The sequence below is a fragment of the Carnobacterium gallinarum DSM 4847 genome, from assembly GCF_000744375.1.
In the GTDB taxonomy this organism is placed as follows: domain Bacteria; phylum Bacillota; class Bacilli; order Lactobacillales; family Carnobacteriaceae; genus Carnobacterium; species Carnobacterium gallinarum.
The window spans coordinates 2,835,588-2,854,729 of the sequence record NZ_JQLU01000005.1 but is presented as its reverse complement, the minus strand read 5'-3'; the positions used below and the strand labels follow the sequence as shown (position 1 = coordinate 2,854,729).

The 19,142-nt window shown below is 35.4% G+C and carries 19 protein-coding genes; 4 read left to right on the top strand and 15 right to left on the bottom strand.

Going from position 1 to position 19,142, the window contains the following annotated elements; translation table 11 throughout:
• Window positions 1-7: 7 nt before the first annotated feature.
• From accD to BR43_RS17885, 12 genes are all read right to left on the bottom strand, one after another.
• Entirely contained in the window at window positions 8-859 is an 852-nt protein-coding gene (gene accD, locus BR43_RS17940; protein WP_034564490.1) for an acetyl-CoA carboxylase, carboxyltransferase subunit beta, read from the bottom strand.
• A gap of 32 nt (window positions 860-891) precedes the next feature.
• Window positions 892-2,256 (bottom strand): acetyl-CoA carboxylase biotin carboxylase subunit, encoded by a 1,365-nt coding sequence (locus BR43_RS17935; RefSeq protein WP_034564488.1) that lies wholly within the window; start codon window positions 2,254-2,256, stop codon window positions 892-894.
• A 4-nt stretch (window positions 2,257-2,260) separates the two neighbouring features.
• Complete coding sequence (gene fabZ / locus BR43_RS17930) at window positions 2,261-2,695, bottom strand: 3-hydroxyacyl-ACP dehydratase FabZ (RefSeq protein WP_211252974.1); 435 nt, start codon at window positions 2,693-2,695, stop codon at window positions 2,261-2,263.
• Between the two features lie 37 nt (window positions 2,696-2,732).
• Window positions 2,733-3,215, bottom strand: a complete 483-nt coding sequence (accB, locus tag BR43_RS17925; RefSeq protein ID WP_034564484.1) for an acetyl-CoA carboxylase biotin carboxyl carrier protein — start codon at window positions 3,213-3,215, stop codon at window positions 2,733-2,735.
• Entirely contained in the window at window positions 3,216-4,460 is a 1,245-nt protein-coding gene (fabF, locus tag BR43_RS17920) for a beta-ketoacyl-ACP synthase II (RefSeq protein WP_034564482.1), read from the bottom strand.
• Window positions 4,461-4,478: 18 nt separating this feature from the next.
• Entirely contained in the window at window positions 4,479-5,216 is a 738-nt protein-coding gene (gene fabG, locus BR43_RS17915) for a 3-oxoacyl-[acyl-carrier-protein] reductase (protein ID WP_034564480.1), read from the bottom strand.
• Between the two features lie 45 nt (window positions 5,217-5,261).
• Window positions 5,262-6,203, bottom strand: coding sequence for an ACP S-malonyltransferase (gene fabD / locus BR43_RS17910; RefSeq protein ID WP_034564479.1), 942 nt, complete (start codon window positions 6,201-6,203; stop codon window positions 5,262-5,264).
• Window positions 6,204-6,409: 206 nt separating this feature from the next.
• Window positions 6,410-7,369: an enoyl-[acyl-carrier-protein] reductase FabK gene (gene fabK, locus BR43_RS17905; RefSeq protein WP_034564477.1), complete on the bottom strand. Its 960-nt coding sequence runs from the start codon at window positions 7,367-7,369 to the stop codon at window positions 6,410-6,412.
• A 28-nt stretch (window positions 7,370-7,397) separates the two neighbouring features.
• Window positions 7,398-7,628, bottom strand: coding sequence for an acyl carrier protein (locus tag BR43_RS17900; protein WP_010053351.1), 231 nt, complete (start codon window positions 7,626-7,628; stop codon window positions 7,398-7,400).
• Window positions 7,629-7,703: 75 nt separating this feature from the next.
• Window positions 7,704-8,687, bottom strand: coding sequence for a beta-ketoacyl-ACP synthase III (locus BR43_RS17895; protein WP_034564473.1), 984 nt, complete (start codon window positions 8,685-8,687; stop codon window positions 7,704-7,706).
• Window positions 8,688-8,693: 6 nt separating this feature from the next.
• A complete protein-coding gene (gene fabT / locus BR43_RS17890) occupies window positions 8,694-9,155 on the bottom strand; it encodes a fatty acid biosynthesis transcriptional regulator FabT (RefSeq protein ID WP_034564472.1) in 462 nt (153 codons plus the stop codon).
• A gap of 306 nt (window positions 9,156-9,461) precedes the next feature.
• Window positions 9,462-9,809: a DUF2187 domain-containing protein gene (locus tag BR43_RS17885; protein ID WP_034564470.1), complete on the bottom strand. Its 348-nt coding sequence runs from the start codon at window positions 9,807-9,809 to the stop codon at window positions 9,462-9,464.
• A gap of 261 nt (window positions 9,810-10,070) precedes the next feature.
• Here BR43_RS17885 and BR43_RS17880 point away from each other — a divergent pair, with 261 nt between their 5' ends.
• From BR43_RS17880 to BR43_RS17865, 4 genes are all read left to right on the top strand, one after another.
• Entirely contained in the window at window positions 10,071-10,742 is a 672-nt protein-coding gene (locus tag BR43_RS17880; protein WP_034564468.1) for a response regulator transcription factor, read from the top strand.
• The gene (locus tag BR43_RS17875; RefSeq protein ID WP_034564466.1) at window positions 10,739-12,124 is read left to right on the top strand and encodes a sensor histidine kinase; all 1,386 of its coding nucleotides are present in this window, start codon (window positions 10,739-10,741) and stop codon (window positions 12,122-12,124) included. Before BR43_RS17880 ends, BR43_RS17875 begins: the two co-directional genes overlap by 4 nt.
• Before the next feature lie 71 nt (window positions 12,125-12,195).
• The gene (locus BR43_RS17870) at window positions 12,196-13,284 is read left to right on the top strand and encodes an ABC transporter permease (RefSeq protein WP_034564464.1); all 1,089 of its coding nucleotides are present in this window, start codon (window positions 12,196-12,198) and stop codon (window positions 13,282-13,284) included.
• Window positions 13,284-13,958: an ABC transporter ATP-binding protein gene (locus tag BR43_RS17865; protein ID WP_034564462.1), complete on the top strand. Its 675-nt coding sequence runs from the start codon at window positions 13,284-13,286 to the stop codon at window positions 13,956-13,958. Before BR43_RS17870 ends, BR43_RS17865 begins: the two co-directional genes overlap by 1 nt.
• Window positions 13,959-14,025: 67 nt before the next feature.
• On the opposite strand, the gene BR43_RS17860 is transcribed toward BR43_RS17865, so the two are convergent.
• The 3 genes from BR43_RS17860 to BR43_RS17850 form a co-directional block, all read right to left on the bottom strand.
• Window positions 14,026-16,110, bottom strand: a complete 2,085-nt coding sequence (locus BR43_RS17860; protein WP_051934029.1) for a penicillin-binding transpeptidase domain-containing protein — start codon at window positions 16,108-16,110, stop codon at window positions 14,026-14,028.
• A 226-nt stretch (window positions 16,111-16,336) separates the two neighbouring features.
• Window positions 16,337-17,008, bottom strand: a complete 672-nt coding sequence (locus BR43_RS17855; RefSeq protein ID WP_034564458.1) for a YdeI/OmpD-associated family protein — start codon at window positions 17,006-17,008, stop codon at window positions 16,337-16,339.
• A 79-nt stretch (window positions 17,009-17,087) separates the two neighbouring features.
• Entirely contained in the window at window positions 17,088-18,992 is a 1,905-nt protein-coding gene (locus tag BR43_RS17850) for an endonuclease MutS2 (protein WP_034564456.1), read from the bottom strand.
• Window positions 18,993-19,142 lie beyond the last annotated feature (150 nt).

Below are 19,142 nucleotides of genomic sequence, written 5' to 3'. Positions count from 1 at the left end.
AGTTTCTTTAATGTAAACTTAAAATTAAACTCAAGGTTTGTTTTAAGTCTGTTCGTGGTACAATTTTATCAATAAAACCTGTTTCTAACAAAGACTCAGCCTTTTGAAAATCATCAGGTAATTCTTCATTAATTGTTTGTTCAATTACTCGTCTACCGGCAAAACCAATTAACGCTTGCGGCTCTGCCAAAATAATATCTCCTTGCATTGCAAAACTAGCAGAAACTCCTCCTGTAGTAGGATCCGTTAAAACTACTACATATAATAAGCCAGCTACACTGTGTTTAGCAACTGCTCCACTAATCTTAGCCATTTGCATTAAAGATAAAATTCCTTCTTGCATCCGAGCTCCCCCAGATGCTGTAAAAATAATAACAGGCAGTTTTTTTATAGTAGCTTTTTCAAAAACTCTGGTGATTTTCTCACCAACTACGGTTCCCATACTTCCCATAATAAAACTCGCATCCATTACTGCAATTACATGAGGTTGACCGTTAATTGTTGCTTCACCTGTGATTACAGCTTCATCCAACCCAGTTTTTTCTTGCAAAGTAGCAATTTTTTCTTCGTAATCAGGAAATTCCATCGGATTCGTATTAGAAATCCCGGTATCCCATTCTTTAAAGCTACCTTCATCAACCGTTAACTGAATTCTTTCAAGCGCACCAATTCTAAAACAATAGCCACAAGATGGACAAATGCGTTCTTCTCCTAAATCTTTGGTATAAATAGCCTTTTTACAACTAGGACATTTTTCCCACATTCCATCTGGAACTTTAGGATCATTTTGACTTTTTTGTTCAACTTGCTGACGTTTTGGATCAATTGGAATAAATTCACGTTTTTTAAACAATCTCATTTTATCACCTCTTTAGCTCATCTCAGCATGGATTAGTTGTTTAGTTCATTCCATTCAGGAAGAAACGTATCTTGTAGGAAATTTGTATCATAAGCACCATCTACAAAACGTTGATCCATTAATAAATCCTCTTGGAAAAACTGATTTGTAATAATACCATCAATCACTAATTCACTTAAAGCACGTTTCATCTTAGCAATCGCTTCGCTACGATTTTCGCCTTTTGTAATAATCTTTGCAATCATTGCATCATAATAAGGTGGAATTTCATAACCAGCAAACATTGCACTGTCAACACGTAAACCAAGACCACCACTAGGTAAAAGTAGATAATTGATGGTACCTGGAGAAGGTGCAAAATGAAAGGCAGGATTTTCTGCATTAATTCGGCACTCAATCGTATGACCTGTTAAATGAATATCTTCTTGTTTTAATGTCATTTCTTTGCCACTAGCAATCAATAATTGCTCTTTCACAATATCAATTCCTGTTGCCATTTCAGTAACGGGATGTTCTACTTGAATACGCGTATTCATTTCCATAAAGTAAAAGCCAGTATCATCTAATAAAAATTCAATTGTACCTGCGTTTTTATAGCCAACATGTTTTGCAGCACGAACTGCTGTTTCACCAAGCATTTTACGTTGCTCTTGGCTAATTGCAACAGATGGAGATTCTTCAATTACTTTTTGGTTGTTTCGTTGCAGTGAACAATCACGTTCACCTAAATGAATCACATTGCCAAAATTATCGGCTAAAATTTGAACTTCTATATGACGAGCATGAAGGATAATTCGTTCCATGTACATCCGGTTATCGCCAAATGCAGCTTGCGCCTCACTACTAGCACTTAGATAAGCTGATTCTAATTCATCCGGTACCATGACCTTACGAATTCCTTTTCCACCACCACCTGCTGCAGCTTTTAACATAACGGGATAGCCTAACTTATCGGCTAATTCTCTTGCCATATCAATATCTGTAACAAATCCATCACTTCCAGGAATAACGGGTACCTTTGCTTCAATCATTAAAGCTCTAGCATTGGCTTTATTTCCCATCATATCAATTGTTTCTGCGTCTGGACCAATGAATGTAATATTGCATTCCCCACACATTGTTGCAAAAACACTATTTTCTGATAAAAAACCAAACCCAGGATGAATGGCTTGTGCTTTAGTTACTACGGCAGCACTTAAAATACTCTGCATATTTAAATAAGAGTCTGTCGCTTTAGCTGGACCAATACAAATGGCTTCGTCTGCTAACTGCATATGAAGGGCATCTTTATCTGCTTCTGAGTAAACCGCGACAGTCTGAATTCCAAGCTCTTTACAAGCTCGGATAATTCTGACTGCAATTTCACCACGATTTGCTACTAATATTTTGCTAAACATAGGCTTATCTTCCAATAATGAAGGTTAATTCAGCTTCACAAACTTTTTTGCCATCTACATAAGCAACTGCTTTTCCAATTCCAGCATAATCTTTTAATTTAATAATATCAACGTGTAATTTTAAAACATCACCAGGAACAACTTTTTTACGGAATTTTACTTTATTCATTCCACCTAAATAAGCTGTTTGTCCTTTAAATTTATCTAATTTTAACAATGGAATTGATCCAGCTTGTGCTAGACTTTCTAAAATCAATACACCAGGCATTGTTGGATTTCCAGGGAAATGTCCTTGGAAAAATTCTTCATTGATTGTTACATTTTTAGTGGCAACCACGTGCTCACCAGGAATCAACTCATCTACATAGTCGATAAAAAAGATTGGGTAACGATTTGGGATTAATTCCATTACTTCCGTTGCTGTTAATACGCTCATTATTATTTCCTCCTAAAGGTCAATTCATTTTTTAGTTTATTTAGACAATTCGATATAAAGGCTGATTGTACTCAACCACTTGTTCATTTTCAATTAAAATTTCAGCAATTGTTCCAGCAACATCACTAGTGATCTCATTCATTAGTTTCATTGCTTCAACAATACACAAAGTTTCTCCGATTTCAACTGTATCCCCAACTTTTTTAAAGTCTGGTTTATCAGGTGAGGCAGCTAAATAAACCACCCCAACAATTGGAGCTCGAACAAGGCTACCTTCTTTTTCAGTAATTACTTCTTCAGCAATTTCAGCTTCAGTAATCGTGCTTGGTTGTGAACGAACAGTTTGATTAGCTGATTGGGCTACAGTGACTTCTGATGAAGGAGTCGCTACTTGTTGATTTACATTTGCACTATTTGTATTTTTACTCATATGCAAAACAACATTATCAATTTGTAAATCAAACTCCGTCAAGTCTGATGCATTTACTAAAGCTAGCATTTCTTTGACTTCAGCTATATTCATTTATGCGTCCCCCCACTTTTTAAAGCAGACAACAGCATTATGACCACCAAAGCCTAATGAGTTACTTAATGCATATTTAGCTTCTTTGGCAGCACGGCCAACATTTGGAATAACATCTAAATCACATGCTTCATCTGCTACTTGATAACCAATTGTAGGAGGTAAGAAACCATCTTGTAAAGCTTTCACACATGCGATACCTTCAATAGCTCCCGCTGCTCCAAGCAAATGACCAACCATACTTTTTGTGCTTGAGATTGGTACTTGTTTCGCAATTTCTTCACCCATTGCATATTTAATAGCCGTTGTTTCTGCGCTATCATTAGCAGGGGTACTTGTTCCATGAGCATTGATATAATCAACATCCGCTGGAGTAATACCAGCTTCTTTCATAGCTTGCATCATCGCTTTTCCAGCACCACTACCATCAACTGAAGGGGCTGTCATATGTCCAGCATCACAAGTTGAACCGTACCCAACAACTTCACCATAAATTGTTGCACCACGATCAATCGCGTGTTGTAACTCTTCTAAAACTAGAACTCCAGCGCCTTCACCCATAACAAAACCATTACGTTCTTTATCAAAGGGTACCGAACCACGATTAGGATCTGTTGATTTACTTAAAGCTGTTAATGCACCAAAACCAGCAATTCCAATTTCACAAATTGTTGCCTCTGTTCCACCAGCTAAAATCACATCTGAATAACCATGTTTAATTGAACGGAAAGCTTCACCAATTGAATTTGTTCCAGAAGCACATGCTGTTACGATTGATGTACAGATACCTTTTGCACCTACACGGATCGCAATATTTCCCGCTGCCATGTTACCAATGACCATCGGTACGAAAAATGGTGCTACACGTTTTGGTCCTTTGTCATGCATTTTAATTACTTGTTCTTGAATCGTGTTCATCCCACCAATTCCGGAACTAACAATAACACCAAAACGGTCGACATCAATTTTTTCTATATCTAATTGACTATCTTCCATCGCTTGAACTGCGGCTGCAATTCCATATTGAGAGAATAAATCTGTCCGTTTTGTTTCTTTTTTAGGCATATATTTTGTTGCATCAAAATCTTTTAATTCTGCGGCAATCGTAATTCCTGTTTCAGAAGCGTCAAATCTAGTAATTTCTGTAATACCATTTTTACCAGCTTTTAAACTTTCCCAATACGTATCAACGCTATTTCCGACAGGAGTTACTGCTCCCATTCCCGTAATAACTACTCGATTCATTTCAATTAACTCCTCTCATTATCCGTTCATTACCATGCCACCATCAACATTGATGACTTGACCAGTAATATATTTATTTTGACTTAAAAAGATAGCTGCTTTCGCAACATCTTCAACTTGACCAAAACGGCTTAGTGGAATTTGTTGTTTCATTAGCTCTTTATTTTTATCACTTAATTCATCGGTCATATCTGTTTCAATAAATCCTGGTGCAATAGCATTCACTGTAATTCCACGAGCTGCTAATTCGCGGGCAGCTGATTTAGTTAAACCTAGTACACCTGCTTTACTTGCTGCGTAGTTTGCTTGACCAACATTACCAGTTAGTCCAACAACACTGGACAAATTAATAATCGTTCCACTACGTTGTTTCAACATTACTCCAGTTGCATGACGAATCGTATTGAAGGTTCCTTTTAAGTTAACAGTTAACGTTGCATCAAAATCTTCTTCTGACATACGCATTAATAGCTTATCATTGGTAATTCCAGCATTATTGACTAAAACATCTACACTACCAAAAACTTCTTTTGTTTCGTCAATTAATTGTTTTGCCATCTCAAAGCTACTTACATCACCAAGAATTACATGACATTTTACATTATATGCTTCAATCTCAGCGATTAGTTCTGCTGAAATAGGTTTACGACCATTTAAAACAATATTGGCACCATTTTTAGCAAATTCAAGAGCAATGGCTTTCCCAATTCCTCGTGAACTTCCTGTTACAATGACACTTTTCCCAGTTAAGGTCATTCCTTCACTCCTTTAAAATTAGTTTTTTATTTGATTTCAAGTAATTTATTCAGCTTTTAATTTTTCTAAGGTTTTTTCTAGGGATTTTTGATTTTCAACATTTAAAATCGTTACAGAACGATCAATCTTCTTAATAAAACTACTTAAAGCTTTACCTGGTCCGACTTCAATAAAGGTTGTTACTCCTAGCTCATCAATCATTGTACGAACGCTATCTTCCCAAAGCACGGGTGACATCACCTGACGTACTAATAACGGTGTAATCTCGGTTTGATTCTTGATTACTTTCGCTTCAGTATTGCTAACAACTGGAAGTTTAGGTTCATGAACCGATACGGTTTCTAATGCTTGTGCTAATTGTTTTGAAGCAGGTTCTAATAAAGCCGTATGGAACGGACCACTTACTTGCAATGGAATCACTCTTTTAGCACCTTTTTGACTTAAACGTTCCCCAGCTTCTTCTACTGCAGCTTTAATTCCAGCAATAACAATTTGTCCAGGCATGTTATAATTAGCTGGTGTAACAACACCAACACCGCTTGCTTCAACCTCCGTACAGACTGCTTCAACAATCTCACGATCTAACCCCATAATTGCACTCATAGCACCTACACCTGAAGGCACCGCTTCTGTCATGAACTGACCACGTTGCTTCACTAATTGAACAGCCTCACGAAAGTCTAACGCACCAGATTTCACTAAAGCGCTATATTCTCCTAAGCTTAGGCCCGCTACAACTTCTGGCTCAATTCCGTTCTCCTTCAATATAGCATCAATCGCCATACTAACTGTCAAAATAGCTGGTTGAGTAAAAGTTGTTTCATTTAATTGATTATTCTCTTCAAAGCATAATGCTACCATATCTAGATCAAGCGCTTCACTAGCAGAATCAAATACATCTCGTACGATTTGATTTGATTCATAAAGATCTTGCCCCATGCCTTGATACTGAGCACCTTGTCCACTATATACAAAAGCAATCTTCATTGGATTAACTCCTTTTTAAAAGTTAAAAGCTCAATAAATTGATGAATCTTCATTAAAAGGTAATTTCTTATTACTAAAAAATGAGCTTTTAATAGATTCAATCAAATTAACGTAGCCTAAAACTAAGTCCTTATAAAAACAAGCCCCTAAAGGCTCATTTTTAGAATTATTTGAATTTATATGTCAATCAGTATGATTAAAAGATATTAATTTAGAAGTGCATCAGCTTGCTTTTTAATCACAACTTGATACTCGTCCATTAACTCATTAATAATCTCGCCACAAGTCTGCTCTTTATTGATTAAACCAGCAATTTGACCTGACATCATAGAACCATTTTTCGTATCGCCTTCTACAACAGCTAGACGAAGTGTTCCTTTACCTAGCGCTTCTAGACGATCAAAATCCGGTTGTTCTTTACTCGTTTCTTCTTTTTCAGCTTGATCATAGATACGTGTTAATTTGTTCCGTATAGTCCGAACAGGATGTCCAGTAATCTGGCCAGTAACCGTCGTATCAATATCACGAGCTTTTAAAACAGCATCTTTAAAATTTTGGTGAATAGTACATTCCGATGCTACTAAGAAACGTGTTCCTAATTGCACCGCGGAAGCACCTAGCATAAATGCCGCGGCCATTCCGCGACCATCACCAATACCACCTGCAGCAATCACTGGAATCGAAACAGCATCCACAATCTGTGGAACTAAAACCATCGTGGTTAGCTTACCAATATGTCCACCGGCTTCCATTCCCTCAACAATAATTGCATCTGCTCCATCTTTTTCCATTCGTTTTGCTAAAGCAACAGAAGCGACCACAGGAATTACAGTAATTCCATGCTCTTTAAAGAGTTTCATATATCTTCCAGGACTTCCAGCCCCAGTTGTAACAACTTTAACACCTTCCTCACAGACAACTTTGACGATTGCCTCAACGTGAGGAGATAAAAGCATAATATTAACTCCAAAGGGACGATTGGTTTTTTCTTTTGCCTGCTTAATTTGTTCACGAACAACTTCTTCTGGCGCATGACCAGAAGCAATAATTCCCAGACCTCCAGCGTTAGAAACAGCACTTGCAAGTTCTGCATTTGCTACCCACGCCATTGCTCCTTGAATAATAGGATACGTAATTCCAAGTTTTTCGCATAATTCTGATTGCATGCAGGTTCCTACTTTCTTTAATTCTGGTTTATTTATTTTTTAATTCTGCTTCTACAAAGTTAACGATATCTTGAACAGTGTTTAAACCTTCTTCTGTTTCAATTTTAATATCAAATTCATCTTCAATATCATTGATGATTTGGAATAAATCTAAACTATCTGCTTCTAAATCCTCACGGAAATTAGTTGTTAATTGTACTTCTGCTTCCTCTTTATCTAGTTGGTCCACGATGATTGCTTGAATTTTTTCGAATGTCATTTTTGTTTCCTCCATTTGTATGTTTTATAATTTTTTTTTACATGATCGCTTTGTTTTAAAAACAAATGCATATATTTACAACTGAATTAAAGTAGAACCCCATGTAAGGCCTCCACCAAAACCAGTCAAAATAACTTTTTGACCGCTTCCTAATTGTAATTCTCCTGATGCTACTAGCTCATCAAATAAAATTCCAATACTGGCAGCAGATGTATTGCCGTATTTATCCATATTCGTTTTAAATTTCGTCATTGGTAATTTCAGTTTCTTCGCAATTGCTTCCACAATCCGATAGTTGGCTTGATGAGGTAAAATGAAATCAATATCCTCTAACTCTAACCCTGCATTTTCCACAACTTGTTTAATACTTTTTGGTACACTGCGAATGGCAAAATCGAAAATTTTCCGACCTTCCATTTCTAATTGTTGTTCTAAAGATGCTGGTGGTTCTTGGTAGGGATTAACAACAGGTAAAGCACCAACCGTTAACGCCATTCCTCGACTTCCATCAGAATGAATATCTTCAGCTAAAATCAATCCTTTTTCATTAGGTTCTGCTTTTAACAGCACGCCTCCTGCTCCATCACCAAAAAGAACGGCGGTTCCACGGTCTTGCCAGTCTAATACTTTAGACATAACTTCGCCACCTAAAACAAGGCTATAGCGAAAATTGCCGCTTTTCATCATTTTTTCAGCAACTGATAAAGCATAGACAAACCCTGAACAAGCAGCACTTATATCAAAAGCCATCACTTGGTTAGCTCCAATGTAGTCTTGAACCAGACAAGCTGTTGATGGACTTAAGTAATCTGGTGTCATGGTTGCGACAATAATTAAATCAATCTCTGATGCAGTTATACCAGCCTTCGCTAACATCTTTTCAGCTGCTTTACCACAAAGAACGGAAGTGTTCTCTGTTTCTGCCGATAGATGTCTTTGTGCGATTCCAGTTCGCGTTTTAATCCATTCATCACTAGTATCCATTAAACTTTCCAGCATCTCATTGGAAACCTGTTTTTTTGGAACATAACTCCCAGTACTAACAATTCTTGTTTCCATAGAGTTTCAGCCCTGTTCTTTCAATTTTTTTTGTGTTTTATCTAAGAAACCATGTAAGTTCCTCAAGCCTTTAATTAAGACTGCGATTTCTTCTGGTTGCATATCTTCTATTGTTTCTTTTACCATTTCTTTATGAAATTTATCATGCAGACGGTACAATAAACGTCCTCGTTTGGTTAGTCCTAGTTTTACAACTCGTCGATCATTCTCGCTTCGGATACGTTCAACATACCCTTTACGTACTAGATTGTTTACCGCAACCGTTAATGTACCAACTGTAACTCGAAGCATCTTAGCGACTTCTGTAGTTGTTCGTCGTTGATACATTCCAATTGCTTCAACTGTATGCATCTCTTTAATTGAGAGATCTTCAAAACTACTATTTTGTAGGGCAGTTTCTTCAATTGTCAGTATTTCGTTAAACACATTGACTAGATAATCGTTAATTGTTTCAAATGAGTCTGGCAACACCAACTCCTCCCTTTCGTATTTAATTTGTCTTTTTTGCAATATACTTTGATATTCAAATTGTTTGACATTCAAACTATATTATTTTTTTTTAAAACTGTCAAGTCTCTTTTATTAATTTTTTTTTTTCGACTGGAACAGACCTTATTAAAACAGGTTTTAATTCATAAAATTTATTTTGAATATCAAAGTAATTCTCTAGTGTTTTCACGAATACGCAAAAAAATACACAAAGAAAAATAAATTTCTTTGTGTATAATTTTTTATTTATCCGTATTTTTAATCAAAAAATAAAAATATTCAGACTTATGAATTAACATTTAAATTAGTAACTTCAATAATATCTTTAAAATTAACAATTGTTTTATCTTCGCAAACGTCTTTCATAATTGAAGATGATTTATCCCAAAAGATTTCAACAACGGCACTATTGGTTAATAATTTTTGAATAACACCAGCCATTTGTTCATCTCGAAATGTAAAGCGAATCTCATCTCCAACATCTGGTCTAAAAGACTCTTTTACAGCATCAATGATAACCAAGGCCTCATCATAATTCACACCTAAAAGTGTTGCAATTCTTGACTTACTAGCACCTTTTCTAAGTTCAATCTCCACAACGGACTGAATCTCATCGGTTATTTTAATTTCCATACAAATCCCCTCATTTCTTTGGTTCTTATAAAACGTAAATCAAAATTACCATAACGTTCAATATCCTATTATAACACATTTTCCATCTTAATTGTTGAATTTGTCTTATTTTTTCAAAATAGCCTTTTTTGTTGTTAGAAATTATGTTAGACTGTTTAATTACACTTTTTATCATAAATAATCGTTAGAACAAACTAGCTATATTCTTTCAGATATGGCAAAATTAATTTAACTAACTTATTAACAAAGGATGTATTCTTTATGAAAACAATTTTAATTGCTGATGATGATCCACATATCAATCAAATGCTCCAACAATTTTTAAGCTCTGAGGGCTATCATGTTCTAGTCGCACATAATGGTCAAGAGGCCATTGATATGAGTGAAAACAACACCATTTCATTAGCTATTTTAGATGTGATGATGCCAGAAAAAAATGGTTTTCAAGTTTGCCGAAAAATCCGAGAAAATCAAACAATTCCAGTTATTTTGCTAACTGCAAAGGGTGAAATGGTTGATAAGGAACAAGGTTTTCAGGCTGGAACGGACGACTACATTACAAAACCTTTTGAATTAAAGGAACTTCTTTTCAGAATGAATGCTTTATTCAGACGCTATCAAATTCCAAATCAAGCCATTATTGATATTGGCAATTTAAAAATTGATACTAAAAATTATTTAGTTACATTAGAAGAAAAAGAACTTTACTTACCTTTGAAAGAGTTTCAAGTTCTTTTAAAATTAGCCTCTTACCCTAAAAAAATATTTACTCGTGATGAGCTAATTGAATCCATCTGGGGATTAGATTATGAAGGGAACGATCGTACGGTTGATGTTCATATTAAAAGATTGCGTCAACATCTAACCAAGGAGAGTTCCATTGCTATTACAACTGTTCGGGGCATTGGATATCGTTTGGAGGAATTAGAATGAAAAGTTTACACAAATTAATCGTCGGCACTACTTTTTTAGTTATGATTATTAGTTTTTTAGCAGCCTTTCTTATTTCTAATATTTATTATCAATTTGCATTAAAACCCGTCAATGATGCAAAAGTTACCAAGGTTGCTGAAGAAGTTCAAGATTATTTTAAACACAATGCTTCTATAGATATGGACGATTACTTAACCCACATTTCAAATTTAGGTTATGAAATTTATAGCGTGTCTTCTACTGGCAACCAAAATGCCTATGGTGATTCATTTAGAAAAAAAGAGCTCCCTTCCACCACTGTTGATGGTGTTTTAAACGGAACGACTTATCATGGCATTGCTGAATTCCCTAAAAGCTTATTTATTACTGGTTTTTTTGATAATGACATCCGCAATACGATTGGAATTCCGATTCAAAATGGAACGATAACATACGCGGTCTTTATTCGACCAGACCCCGCTCAACAATTTGGTGAGCTACGCATCTTTTTTGCCTTACTTTTACTACTAACAATTACTATAGGCTTTTGCTTAATTTTTTTAGGCAGTCATTTTATTGTAACACCGATCAAAAACCTAACCCATGCAACACAAAAATTTACTAATAACCCATCGGAAATTATCAAAACAACTCGACGAAAAGACGAAATTGGACAGCTTACCAATTCTTTTGCCACTATGGCAACCGAAATTAGCAAAGCTGAGCAAGCTAGACAGGAATTTGTCGCAAATGTATCTCATGAAATTCAAACTCCATTAACTTCTATTCAAGGGTATTCAACTTTTTTAAAAGACAACACCTTAACACAAGAACAACGATTGAATTATCTTACAATCATTGAAAGCGAAACTGCTCGACTTTCGGATTTAACCAAACAACTCTTAACCTTGGCGTATTTGGATAATGAAAGTCAGTTGACGGAAGGAAAAAAAGTTGATATCACAAAACAAATTCGCCAGTTCATTCAATTTACTCAATGGAAGTGGCAAGCTAAAAATATTTATTTAGTTACGAATTTACAACCAGCCTTCGTAACTGGTAATGAGAATTTTCTTTATCAAATTTGGCAAAATTTATTAACAAACGCCATTCGTTATACCCCTGATGATGGTGAAATCATCATTCAGTTAATTGAAGACAACGAGAATTATTTAATTTCCTTCTTTAATAGCGGCGCTGGAATAGACGACGATGTTCTCCCTCATCTATTTGATCGTTTCTATCAAGGCAACCCAAATCAAATTCAAAAAGATTCGGGTAGCGGACTTGGTTTGGCTATTACGAAAAAAATTATTCAACTACACCAAGGAACTATCCATATTGAAAGCCAAAAAAACCACGGAACTACCTTCGCGGTTACATTGCCAAAAACTAAATTGTAAACAATCGTTCATATTCAGTTCACACTCTCCTTGTATGCTTAGAGCATTAAAGAATTGGAGTGTGATTGGATATGTTTTTAGCATGGCGTGAAATCAAGCATTCAAAACTTAGATATGCTTTGATTAGTTTGATTATGATCATGATTATTTGGTTGGTGCTTTTTGTAACGGGTTTAGCAAATGGTTTAGCTAGTGACAATGCATCCGCAATTAAAGAAAGTCCTGCTACTTATTACGTTTTAGAAAAAGATTCTGATAATCGGATAGCTCGTTCAACAATTACAGAAGAACAATGGCAAGATATGCAAACAGTATACGGAAAGAAAGCTGTCCCCTTCAGTACTCGAATGAGTACAATTAGCTTAGAAAAGGGAACAGAAAAAACGGATATTGCTTATTTCCTATTAGAACCAGATAGTTTTCAAAAACCAACACTAAGTTCTGGAAAATTTGCAAAAGAGAATACAAATGAAATTGTTGTCGATCAAAAATTAGCTCGAAATGGCTATAAATTAGGGGACATCATTGAAGATACAACAACCAATAGTCAATTTAAAATTAGTGGTTTTACTAAAAATCAAACATATAGTCATAGTGGTGTTGTTTTCTTATCTCCAACACAATGGAAAGAAATCAATCCTGTTTCTAGCAAAAATAACACAACCTACAATACAGTTGCCTTATCTATTTCAGAAAATGAAGCTGAAAAATTCAACCAAAAAGAGTTAACTATTGCACCTAAAAATGAGATTGTTCAGAATATCCCTGGTTACTCTGAAGAACAGGGATCTCTAACAATGATGATTGTCTTCCTATATATTATTGCTGCTTTTGTCTTAACAGTCTTTTTTTACGTTATTACTTTGCAAAAAATGGATCAATTTGGCATGTTAAAAGCATTAGGAGCAAAAACTAGTTATTTAGCTAAAAGCTTACTGACACAGATCGGCTTGCTTTCTATTCTTAGCTTAATTATCGGAAACGGACTAACTTATGGTGTTGCCGCTATTCTTCCAGAATCAATGCCATTTAAATTAAGTCCTTTAACTGCTGTGTTATCGTCACTACTGTTTCTAGCAGTGACATTAATTGGTTCGGTTCTATCTCTTTATAAAGTAGCAAAAGTCGATGCAATCGAAGCAATTGGAGGGAATAACTAATGGAAAAAAGTTTAGTATTAAATAATGTTTCAAAATATTATCAAGATGGATCCGAACAAATTGAAGTATTAAAAAATGTTTCATTAGAAGTTGCTGCAGGTGAATTTGTCGCAATTGTCGGACCAAGCGGAGCTGGGAAAAGTACGTTTTTATCTATTGCAGGAGCATTGCTTTCAGTTTCTGAAGGAACGGTTAAAATTGGAAATACTGATTTAAGTACGTTATCACAAAAACAATGGACACAGTTACGTTTAAATAAAATCGGCTTTATTTTCCAAGGTGGAAATTTAATTCCTTATCTAACCGTTCTTGATCAACTTCTTCTAATTAACGAACTATCTGGTGAGAGAAAAGCAGCCAAAAAAAAAGCAATTAAACTTTTAACTGAGCTTGGCTTAGAACATCGCTTAAACCAATATCCAGATAAACTGTCTGGTGGGGAACGTCAAAGAGTTGCCATTGCTCGAGCGTTAATGAATAATCCTGATGTAATTCTAGCAGATGAGCCAACAGCTAGCTTAGATTCTGAACGAGGCTATCAAGTTGTTAAAATGATTGCAAGTGAAGCTCATAGAAAAAACAAAGCGGCTATTATGGTTACCCACGATGAACGTGTTTTAGACTTAGTCGATCGTGTACTACGTATCGAGGACGGACAACTTTCAGAAATATAAATAAAAAAAAAGCTTTTCAATTCCTTTAGTCTAGCAATAGACGGTTAGGATTATTGAAAAGCTTTTTCTATTTTTTCATATTAAAATAAGCATTCACTACTTCTTTAGCAACAGCTTGATTCACACTAGTTTTATCATTACCGAGGTATGGAACAACGACAGATAACGCAATTTCTGGATTATCTGCTGGCGCATACCCGACTAAGGTTAAGTTCGTCACTAACGTACCTTGTGGGTAACTAGCAGCTCCACCACCATAAAAAGCTTCTGCTGTTCCTGTTTTTGCTGCCATAGTGGTAACCAAATCCTCTTTCAACTTTCTTCCTGTTCCGTATTTATGATTTCCATAAATGACATTGTACATCCCTTTTTTTACATTATTTATTTCTTCTTGCCCAACATTAATATTGTTTAATAGGTTTGGCTCAACTACGTATTTAATTGCACCTAACTGACCGTTTTCATCTGTTCCCCGAACTTCTTTAACAACATGAGGTGCAATACGTTGTCCTCCATTAGCAACTGTAGAAATATACTGATTCAATTGTAGTGGTGTATAAGTATCAAACTGACCAAAAGAAAAATCCAGTGCTAAACCAGCAATACTTGATTCAATAGGTGGCCTACCTCCAGTTGATTCTCCAGGCAAATCAATTCCGGTTTCTACTCCTAGTCCAAACTGACGATAATAATTTCTAAGCTTACTAAATACTTCGTTTTTATCAATCTCTAAATTCCCATTTGGGGTATAGGTATATTGACCACCCATGCGCATTGCAATCTGCATCATGTAGGAATTTGACGATACTTCCAGAGCTGTGATATCATTCATAACTTGATTCTCGCCACCTGCGCGATTGAAGTACGAACTTTTAGATTCTGTTCCTCTAAATTTTAATGGTTGCTCAAGAATTGCACTATTGTTTAATGTAATTACACCATCCATATACCCCGCAAGGACAGTTGCCCCTTTCACCGAAGACCCCATCGTGTATTGGCTATTCATCGTCCCTAGTGCATCATCTTCAATTTCATCTGTTTCATAATTATATCTTTTCCCAACTAAAGCCAGAATCTCACCATTGTGGGGATTGGATACAACTACATAAATCCGATCTGCCATATAATAACTAGCATGAGTTGAAGAAACAGCATTTTTAACAATCTCTTCCACTTCATTTTGAAAATCAATGTTAATTGTTAGAACTAAATTATCGCCTTTTGCACCACTGTATGTTGTAATCGAATCTGAAGCTTGTCCATTAGCATCAACTTCGGTTTCTGATTGAGATTTTGAACCACTTAAAACTGTTTCGTATTGCTTTTCAATATAGCTATTGCCAACACGATCATTTCGAGCATATCCTTTAGCCATTAAGGCACTTGCTTGATCTTCAGGCAACCCGACCTTTTCTGTGGTCACGCTCCCTAAAATGCTCTTCAACATATCTTCTTGAGGGTAAATCCGTTGCCAATCTGTGGATGTATCAACACCTGGTAGTTCAGTCAAATTTTCACTAACTGCTGCTATCTCCGTATCTAAAACATCTTTACTTTTAATAAAAGTCGTCGTTAATGCATAGGTTCCATTCATCCGTTTAAAAATAGCAGCTACTTGCTTTTCTGCTGAGGTTAAACCTTGCCATTCTTCTGGCTTAATCTTACTAAGCTGAACATCATAAAGTTTAGCACCTTCTAATTTTTTCTCTTTTTTCTTTAAACGCTTATTTAATTCTTTTTCATGAATAATTGCCCAATAATCCTGTAAATCTCTAGGATTATTCTCCAAATCAGCAATACTTTCTGGAGTCATTTGAATGTACTGACTTAGAACCTTTGCCGTTTTCATCATTTCTACAGCCGAAACCTGTGTACTACGAGTATATGTAATAGCTTGCATCGCTTTATTCCCAACTAATTCTCGTCCTTGACTATCATAGATCATCCCTCGTGGCACATTCCCTGTAATATAGGTTTTTTCTGTTCGCTGTACCTCAGCCTCGAATTGCTCACCCTTAACAAGCTGTAACACTCCTAAACGTAAAATAAGTGTCGCAAATAAGAAAAACACTAGAAAAAATAATAAATTTAGCCGGAACGGAATATGTGATTTTTTCTTTTTTATTGCGTTATTCGCTTTTCCTTCAGACAAAATAATCCCCCCTTAGCCTTTAAATAATACCATCTATTTTATTCTATCTTATTTTTTAATAAAAACCTATAGTTCCCAACATAGTTTTCTAATTTCTTATCGTGTTGTACAAATTTACGACAAAAAATCTAAGAGCAAAAACTCCTCTTAGATTTCTTAATGGCTAATGCTCTATTAAATTAACTTAAAACTACATAAACTTCTTCTCTATTTGATCACCTAACACTTATCTCAAAGATTGTCGATAAAATTCTCGGGTTTTAAAACCATTTTCCAATATCATAATCATTTCTTTTTTTCGTTTCTCTTGAGTGATTGCCTGTTTAGCACTATACACATAGCGCGCCCAGTCTCGTTGATATCCTGCCGTTAATTGATTATAAAATGACAATTCGGTTGGATTTTTGTATAAATCCTCTTGAATCTTCACAACCAACTCACCAGAATCAGCAACACGTTGGCTACTGGCAGTAGATTTCTTCATTTTTTCTTTTCCCGCCTCTTTTATCCCCACAACCGTAAACGTATCATCCATTGATACCATTCGTGAAAATTTCAAAGGACTGTCTGGTAAATAGCCTCCTTCGTCCACTTGTAAGCCTGGCATAATTTCATCACGATGAACAAAGGTAGGGTAACGCGTATTTCCTTTTTTAGGATATGCAATAAATAAATACCCCTTCTCCTTCAAGTAATTTCCTTGAGAAATCTGTTGTACAATTTGTTGCATACCAGAAAAATCATACACAAATACAAAAATCAAGTCATAGTTTTTCTCATTTAATGCATTGTCTGCATCACTTAATTCCGTTAAATAAGATTGATCTATTGGTTTATTTAGAATTGTCTTTTTAGAGTAAGATTGTAACTTTAGTTTTTCAACAATTGTTTTTTCCATTTCATTGCTCCTTGGATTAGTCTTTTCGATCAATTTTCTACTTTAGTATATCAGAATTTTATTTATGAACGACATCAAGCTACTTTTTTTGTGCTTTTATTTCACGATGAATTTTTTTCAAGGCTTTCTTGGAACCTCTTTGAATGTCATGCTCTAGCTTGCGTGTTTGATAACTGCTAAACAAGCTGTCTAGGTTGTAATCGATTGGATATAACTTCGCTGCTTTCACTTCTAATTTTAGACGTTTCGGCACTATTTCATGCAACTCATCTTTATAAAAAATAGTAATCGTCTCATTTAAGGGATTGTCCTCATACACCAACCCCGTTTCATTGAACTCTAACAATAGCACCCGATCTCCTTTTTCATAAGCACTTATTGGAACTGAAGCTTTGTCATGTTCTGCTTGTACTTTAGCTGATTTTATTTTCCGTTTCTCTAACTGGTACTCTTTATTCTCCATATACTGCTTCGCTTGCTGAAGGACTTGAGTTTTTAAATTCATTTTCTTCGCAATCCAAAGTGCATTACTGTCGCCAGATTCACCAATTAAAAGCTTGTATAACGGCGTTAAAGTAGTTTGGTCAAACGCCATTGCCGCATTAATAAAATCTGGATGCAGCTCTGAATAGCGTTTAATTTCACCATAATGAGTTGTTGCAACAACACAATTGCCACGTTCATAGAATTCTTCCAATATCGCAATCGCTAAACCAGCTCCTTCATTAGGCTCTGTTCCGCTTCCAATTTCATCAAATAAAACTAAGCTATTGGTTGGTGCAGTCTGCATAATTTCAGCAATATTTTGAATATGAGAAGAAAATGTACTTAGTGCATTTTCTAAACTCTGGCTATCTCCAATATCTACAAATACACCTGCAAAAATAGCCATTTCAGTACCTGCATCTGCTGGTAACTGGATGCCCAGTAATGTCATCAAAGCCAGCAAACCAACAGTCTTTAAAACAACTGTTTTCCCACCAGCATTGGGTCCAGTAATAATTAACCCATGATATGTTTTTCCTATAGTAAAATCTAATGGAACTGCTTCTTCCGTGTTCAATAATGGATGTCTACCTTGAATCAACTGGATGTATCCCTCTTGATTTAACTTAGGAGTAACACCTTGAATGGCGCGACTGTATTTTCCACGAGCAAATATCATATCGTATTCAGCAATGACTTCTAAATTAAGTTGAATCTCTTGAATTTGTTCAATTAGCAAACCTGATAACGTCGCCAATATTTGATACATTTCTACACTTTCTTCCATTTTCAATACTGTCAATTCATCATTTAATTTTGTTACCACATCTGGCTCGATAAAAACGGTTGTGCCTTTAGTAGATGTTTCAACAATGGTTCCAGCTACTTGATTTTTATAGGCAGCCTTAATTGGGATTGTGTAGCGCTCATTTTTTTTACTAACAAAAAACTCTTGAATTTGTTTTTGATTACTTTTATTTTTTAGAAACTTCGTTAAACGTTCTTCAATCTTGCTTTCTTTTTCAGCCATTAATCGACGAACACGTTTTAATTCTTTACTAGCTTCACTTGCAACTTGTCCATTTTTTATAGAAAAATAAATTTCTTCCTCAATTTCTATATATTCATGAATCGAACGAGCATACATCCCTAATGTAGGTGCTAAGCTACCATGTTTCTCCATAAAACGGCGAATCATGCGACCACTTCGTAAAAAATCAGCCATTTCAATTAACCCACTAGCCTCTAGAATCAATCCTTTTTCTAATTGCTGAAATAAACTTTCTACTATAGCCAATCCCATAAAAGGCATTGTTAGTTTGGCATCTAGTATTTTTCGTGCTTCTTCAGTCTCTTGATAGCGCTTGTTTACTACTACTGGATTTGAACTAGGGTCTAATTTTTTAAATCGCGCTTTCCCTAAGGTACTCACACAGTGGCTCTCAATTAAATTCCGAACTTGACTAAATTGAAGTTTTTCATATGTTGTTATAGTCATTATGATTCTCCTTGTTTTTGATTTCTTCAACAAAGATACCCACTTTATTTTCATTAAATGGACAATCAGACTTAGTTTAAATTATGCAGAAAAACAAAAAAAGCTGTGGATTCCCACAACTTTAGTCACTCACTTCATTAAATAAATATA